This is a genomic window from Microcystis sp. LE19-84.1B, assembly GCF_027531875.1.
Lineage (GTDB): Bacteria > Cyanobacteriota > Cyanobacteriia > Cyanobacteriales > Microcystaceae > Microcystis > Microcystis panniformis.
On sequence record NZ_JAPZSR010000431.1, the window covers coordinates 1 to 2,069 of the forward strand.

General features: G+C 47.7%; 2 protein-coding genes. One reads left to right on the forward strand and one right to left on the reverse strand.

The genetic code is table 11. The features are described from left to right. Positions 1-484: Rpn family recombination-promoting nuclease/putative transposase (locus tag O9324_RS24395; RefSeq protein ID WP_502846600.1), on the forward strand; the 484-nt coding region annotated here is incomplete at its 5' end. 64 nt (positions 485-548) lie between these two features. Here the strand turns inward: O9324_RS24395 and O9324_RS24400 are convergent. Continuing rightward, positions 549-1,607 carry a 6-bladed beta-propeller gene (locus O9324_RS24400; RefSeq protein WP_288141550.1) on the reverse strand — a complete coding sequence of 353 codons (1,059 nt, stop codon included), beginning with the start codon at positions 1,605-1,607 and terminating at the stop codon, positions 549-551. Between the last annotated feature and the right edge of the window lie 462 nt (positions 1,608-2,069).

A 2,069-nucleotide genomic window follows, 5' to 3' on the forward strand; every position in this document is an offset into this window, starting at 1 on the left:
CCGTCTTTGGGAAGAAAAGACACCACAATTTTTCCATCATCCCGGTTTATTACCCTTTGCCGTCCTCAGCAATACCGATGACCCTGAACAGGTGTTAAGTCAGGTGTCCCGTTCTCTAGAAACTATCTCCCAAAAACAGGTACAAAGCAATCTCGCTGCCGCTACCAGCATTCTCGCCGGGTTAGTATTAAATCGAGAGACGATTAAAAAAATTCTTCGGAGTGAGATTATGAGAGAATCCGTCATCTATCAAGATATTTTAGAGGAAGGCGAGGAAAAGGGACTACAAAAAGGACGACAAGAAGGACGACAAGAAGGACGACAAGAAGGACGACAAGAAGGATTGCAAGAAGGCAAAGAGGAAAAAGCTCGACAAATTGCCCTAAAAATGCTATCTGCTGGTTTTTCTATCCCAGAAATCGCCCAATTTACTGACTTATCCCCCGACGCAATCGAGGAATTACAAAGGCAGCAGGACAATTAAAGCTTTTAACCGCAAAGGGTGGGGAATTAGGGAAATTTTAACTCATCTCCCCACTCCACACCGATTAACCACGTTTAGCGAGGCGACGCACCACTAAACCGCCCCCTAGTATGCCTAATCCGATAATACTAGAAGGTTCGGGCGTTCTGAATACCTGTACGCGATTGTTGTCCATATCGGCTACATAGATATTACCACGGCTACCGACAGCGATACCGTAGGGGAAACTGAACTCACCGTCCCCAGTACCATAGCTACCGAAAGTGGACTGGAAGGCACCACGGTCGTTGAATACCTGTACGCGATCGTTGAACGCATCGGCTACATAGATATTACCGCTGCTATCGACAGCGATACCGTAGGGGCTTTCGAACTCACCGTCCCCCGAACCTTGGCTACCGAAAGTGAACTGGAAGTCACCATCAGAGTTGAATTTCTGTATCCGATTGTTGAACGTATCGGCTACATAGATATTACCACTGCTATCGACAGCGATACCGTAGGAGCTATTGAACTCACCGTCCCCCGAACCTTGGCTACCGAAAGTGAACTGGAAGTCACCACTGGGGTCGAATACCTGTACGCGATAGTTGGCCGTATCGGCTACATAGATATTACCACCGCTACCGACGGCGATACCGTAGGGGCTCTTGAACTGACCGTCCGCCGAACCAGTGCTACCGAAAGTGGACTGGAAGACACCACTGGGGTCGAATACCTGTACCCGATTGTTATCCGTATCGGCTACATAGATATCACCACCTCTACCGACGGCGATACCGTAGGGGCTCTTGAACTGACCGTCCCCCGTACCATTGGTACCGAAAGTGGACTGGAAGACACCACTGGGGTTGAATTTCTGTATCCGATAGTTGAACGTATCGGCTACATAGATATTACCACCGCTATCGACAGCGATACCGGAGGGGGTATTAAACTGACCGTTCCCCGAACCGGAGCTACCGAAAGCGAAAGAAAAAGAAAAACTGGCCGCAGTGGCACTGGTGGCGATACTAATACATCCGATCGCAGTGGCCGTGACTAGGGAAAAGGATTTCAGCAGAGCCTTTGATAAGCTACGCTTCTCCCGCCCCCCATGATTGATAACTTTAGATAGGGACATAAAGCTTCAGAAAATCTGCTACCAGTGTACCCTTTCCTCTAGTAATTGTCAAGAAATTTCTGGGAAGATGTGACAAATTTGCCCCTATCTATGGGATTAAGTAGCTGGTTATAATTAAATTAAAAATGGATTTTAGGTTCGATCCCCCCTGCCCCCCTTGATAAGGGGGGTGCCGATCCCCCCTTAGTCCCCCCTTAATCCCCCCTTATTAAGGGGGGCATCTGATAATTTTTAACGACTACCTACTTAGTTCAGGGTTAGAACTGAATTTTGCCGATAATGTATTCTGCACTACGATTCGCCTCGGCAACAGTTACGGCGAATACAGGATGTCAACACCGGCGATCGAGGGTATCCTAGGAGAAACGGAAAGTAATCCCTGACAATGTTTGATAATATTTGTAAATTTATTGCCGAAAACTTCTCCGATGATCTAGCCACTTGGTTATTGGGTTCTCCCCT

Excerpts from the sequence above, each read along its gene's own strand:
- O9324_RS24400 (WP_288141550.1), bottom strand. The coding sequence starts at position 1,607 with ATGTCCCTATCTAAAGTTATCAATCATGGGGGGCGGGAGAAGCGTAGC.